This is a genomic window from Winogradskyella eximia (genome assembly GCF_003386165.1).
GTDB classification, from domain to species: Bacteria; Bacteroidota; Bacteroidia; order Flavobacteriales; family Flavobacteriaceae; genus Winogradskyella; species Winogradskyella eximia.
Window position 1 is genome coordinate 1 of record NZ_QRDV01000016.1, and the last position, 5,174, is coordinate 5,174.

The 5,174-nt window shown below is 39.2% G+C and carries 1 protein-coding gene; it reads right to left on the minus strand.

The window, feature by feature from the left end; all coding sequences use genetic code 11:
- Position 1 precedes the first annotated feature (1 nt).
- A partial coding sequence (locus tag DFQ10_RS18285) for a T9SS type B sorting domain-containing protein (RefSeq protein WP_147299254.1) occupies positions 2-5,174 on the minus strand: 5,173 nt, incomplete at its 5' end.

Below are 5,174 nucleotides of genomic sequence, written 5' to 3' on the forward strand. Positions count from 1 at the left end.
TTTATCGTTTCAAGGTGAAATGGGCTTTAAATTCTTTACGTGCTCCTGTTAAAGGTTCGTCATACTCTACTGTAAACCAATAGCCATCCGTTGGCATTGCATTACCATTGTAGGTACCATCCCAACCGTTTCCGTCAGGACTTAATTGTTTTAACAGTTTTCCATAACGGTCAAATATATAAATTTTTGCATTACTTCCAATACCTTCTATGTTCCAAGTTTCATTTTGGCCATCTCCGTTTGGCGTAAAATATAGCGGATAATCGATTATAAACTCCGATTTCGTTTCCATTCCACAGCCATTCTTATCTCTGGCCGTGATGTAATGTATGCCTGCAAAAACATTGGTAAAAATACCGTCGTCTTGCCATGCACCTCCATCCATACTGTATTCATACACTCCATCTCCAAGCGCTGTTGCTTGTAAAACGTTGTTTTCTTCAAAAGCTTGTGTTAATACATCTATAGTAAGTGCTGGTGGTCCACTTTCTGTTACCAAGGTCTCATCTGTTTGTAAACATCCTGTAATTATATTGGTTACTGTTACACTATAATTTCCTCCGACACTTGGCATTAAACTTGATCCTATCTCTGCGGTCATTACAGTCCCTTCATAACTCCACTCAAAACTATAGTCAGCTGTAGATAATCCCGTCTGGATCTCTAATGGATCTAAGACTTCGCTTCCATTTGTACCTACACACAAAATATAATTCTCATCTATAAAGAACTCTGGTAATGGGTTCACCTGTAAAGTCAACTCTGTAATGGCATAACAAATTGAGGTGTCAATTCCTGTCACTCCGTCTGGTGTGTCATTATCTACTCTGGCATAGATCACTTGTGGGTTAACGACATTCTCGTATACCGTTGGTAAAGGGTTCACCTTGTTGTTGGCATCAACTTCATTATCATAGTAAGTTACAATATAGGTGGTCTCATCTTGACCATCTAATACTTCTGCATTCATGGTGAGTAAATCAAACTGCGTAACATCATTGGTGGTATCTCCATCCGTTTCCATGTTATTATCACATTCTTCAAAGACAATAGCGTCTAAATCTGGATTCGCCTGTGCGGCTTCTTGAACTTCGATATTGAAGCTTTGTGTGCTTATTGAACAACCAGTCTCATTATTGGTGATCGTCACAAAAATCTGCTGTGGATTACTGATATTGGTATATAGACTTACTAAACCATTCATACCGGCTTCGGCATCTGCAACATTTTCATGATAACTTACCGTAAACGCATTACTGTCTTGACCATTTAAAACTTCGGCGTCTTTTGTGGTTAAATCAAAATTATCAAAACCATCGGTAAATAATTCACATTGTATAAAGTCTGTGACTCCAACAACGCTTGGTAATGGATGTACAACAATAGTAAAGTCTACTAAGGCATAACAACCTGTAGCATCTTTAGTCATTCTTACATAAATCTCTTGTTCTGGTGTACCTGTATTGGTATACTGCGTTGGATCTGGTATTGGGTTTGTTCCTGAGTCCGCATCTTCTGCTGTCTCATGATACGTGATGGTTACTCCATCTTCATCATTTCGGATTAAGGTTTCGTTTTCCGTAAGGTCAAAGACTTCAAAGCCATCTCCGGTATTGATATCGTCACACAATTCTAAATTTGGTAACAAATCGCTTGGCGTTGGTGTTGGGTTTGGTAATACGCGTATCGTTAAGGTCACAAAGTCTACACAACCTGTATCGGTATCAGTAACTACAACATAAAGTGTTTGAGGATTCGCTCCTTGTCCATTCACCTCTGTATTAGTGTACTGTGTTGGGTCTGGTATTGCATTTACTTGGGCTTGAGCATCTGCATTGGTCTCATAATAAGCAACCGACCAGCTGGCATTGCCTCCTGTAATCTCAGTGTCTTTTACCGTAAGATCAAACATAGTGTATTCATCTCCTGGTACTTCTCCTAAATCATCACATTCATTTAATTGAGTTGGTTGTATGGCTTCTGGTGGTAATGCCACTATCAATTCAAATAGACCTGTATCGTAACATGTGGTGATTGGGTCATATAAGCGTACATAAATGATTTGTGGGTTACCATTGTTGGTATAGTTACCGACATTGATGATTGGGTTGCTGCCATCTTCTGCGTTTGCGGCACTAACATGGTAAGTTAATTCCACTGCTGTTGGATCTTGACCGTTTAGGATTTCAACGTCCATAGTGGTTAAATCAAATTGAGCAACTCCATCGTAATCACTATCACAAATAGTATATGGTGCTATTGTCGTTGGCACTTCTGGTGCTGGGTGCACAATCAGTTCCATCGTGTTTTGTGTAAGACTGTAACAACCCGTCAATGTATTCTCTGATCGTACATAGATCATTTGGTTGTTCGCTACAACATTGGTATACAAACCTGTTATGGCATTATCTCCGGTCTGTGCATCACTCTGTGTTTCGTGATACGTAATCACCACATCAGATTCTCCATTAGTGATATCTACAGTATGTATCTCTAAATCAAATTCTGCAAAACCATCATTATCGTCATCACAAACTTCTATAGACTCTGGATTAGGTTCTGGTGATGGAATTGGATTCACTCTTAGTGTTACTGTTACTGTATTGTAACAACCTGTGATATCATTTTGAGCTCTTACAAATATCGTCTGAGGGTTACTTAATACGTTGACATATGGACTTGAAATTGGATTTGAAGCAGTATCTGCATCTAATTGCGTCTCATAATACGTTAAGCTAATACCGGTTTGACCATTTAAAATTTCTGCATTCGCTTCTTCTAAGATAAAGCCTTCTTGTTCGTCTCCTGGATTGTTAACATCACACAGCTCTAATGGTGCTGGTGTTACCAAAACAGGTAATGGATTCACGATTAACTCTAAGCTCGTTAGCTTGTAACAGCCTTCTACCGTCGTATTATCTTCTACTCGGATCCAAATGATTTGGTTAAAATCATCTGTATTGGTATAAGCTAGTGGATTTGCTATTGGGTTTGTCGCTGCTGCGGCATTGTCTTGAGTTACATAATAACTAAGAATATACTGCATTGGGTCTTGACCGTTTAAGATTTCATCTGCTTTGGTTGTTAAATCGAACGTTGCATAACCATCGGCTGAGATATCATCACAGGCTTCTAATGGTGTTGGTGCAACTAATTGTGGTGTTGGCTCTACAATTAAATCGAGCACCACGATAGTAGCACAGTCGGTGGCGATAGTTGCACTCTCTACTCTAACATAAAGGGTCTGTGCATCTTGTACTATATTATTATAACTTACCGTAGTATCTATAGCATCGACTCCGTTATTAGCGTTGGTCTCTGTTTCATGATAAGTCACCGATAAGCCTGAAGCTCCTCCGGTAATCTCATTTTCTGTATCGGTAAGTGTAAAGAGTCCAAAACCATCATTATCTGGATCACAATATCTTAATGCCTCTGGTGTAAAAGCAACTGGTGCTTGTTCTACAATCAGCTCTAGTGTTGTAGTATCATAACAACCGGTATTCGTATCTTCTACACGTACGAAGATTATTTGACCGTTGCTCGTATTCGTATAAAGCGTTGGTAACGGATTCATCTCATCTTCTGCATCTACTAAAAATTCGTAATAGCTGACTGCGTAAATAGGATTGTTTCCTGTGATCTCCGTGTTCTTGATACTTAAATCCATCTCCGTTAAACCGTCTGGTGTGCCATCATCACAAACCTCTAATGCGGTTGGTGCGATTACCGTTGGTAAAGGATTTACCACTAAATCAAAAGTAACTTCTGAAGTACAATTGGTTAGCGTATTGGTTAAGACTGCTACTACAGTTTGTGGATTACTGATATTAGTATAAAACCCTGTTATAGGATCAACTTCTGCTGCGGCATCTGCGGCATCTGCGTAATAGGTTACCGAAACATTTACTTGTCCATTTAAGATTTCATCTGTTTTGGTGCTTAGATCAAAGCGTTCTTCTTCGTCTCCTGTTAAATCATAATCACATAATTCGTATGCTGATACAGCTACAGTTAGTGGTTTTGGATTCACTATAAGTTGTAATATCCCAGTATCGTAACAACCCGTAACGGTATTTTCTATGCGTACATAAATCTCTTGTGCTCCTCCTACAGTGTTTGTGTAATTGGTTCCCAATGGGTTATCTCCTGTTTCTGCATCTGCTGGGTTCGCATAATAGCTGACCGTCATTCCTGATTGCGAACCAATAACTTCGGCATCTTTTAGACTTAAATCAAATACAGCTAAACCGTCTGCATTATCATCACAAACTTCTAAAGCAGTGGTTGTATTCGCGATTGGATTTTCTAAAACCTCTAGAACAAGAGTGTTCACATTATAACAGTTGGTCGTGGTATTCTCTAATCGTACAAATACCGTTTGATTGGTCATTGTTGTGTTAATGTAACCGTCAAATATTTCTGCTGTCGCTGGGTCTGATTCGGCTCCTGCTAAGTTTTCATGAAAGGTAACATTTATTCCTGTTTGACCATTTAATAGATCGGCTACTTTAGTGCTTAAAGGAAATCCTACAAAGCCGTCGGTATCATCATCACAAACTTGTAATGGTGTCACTGAAACGATGTTGGGTAGAGCGTTTACTATTAAATCGAAACTAGTAGTATTGTAACATTCTGGATATAATGGATCTTCGACTCTTACATATATGGTTTCTTGATTTGGTGTGCTGTTCTGGTAACTTGATGGCAAAGCATCTACATTAGCATCTGCATCATCTTGACTCGCATGAAACGATACCGTATAGGTCACTGGGTCTTGTGCCCCTAATATAGCCGCTTCTTGACTGATTAAATCAAACGTAGCCACTCCATCATTACTAGGGTCATCACAAACCACCATATCATCTGGTGCTGTTGCTAAGGCTCTCATATTAACAACCAAATCAAATAAGGCCGTCGCTGTGGCATTATAACAATCTGAATCCCCTGAATTCTCTACTCTTACAAATATCGGTTGTGTGTTTTCTGTATTGGTATACGTTAAAGGTAACGCTCCTGTGCCTGCATCAGCATCATCAAAACTTAAATGATAACTCACATTGTAATCTGATGAGGGTTGTGAGCCTAAAATAATTGCCGTCTGGGATCCTAAATCGAACTCTTCAAATCCATCGTTGCTTTCGTCATCACATAATTCTAAATCTGAGGCTGGA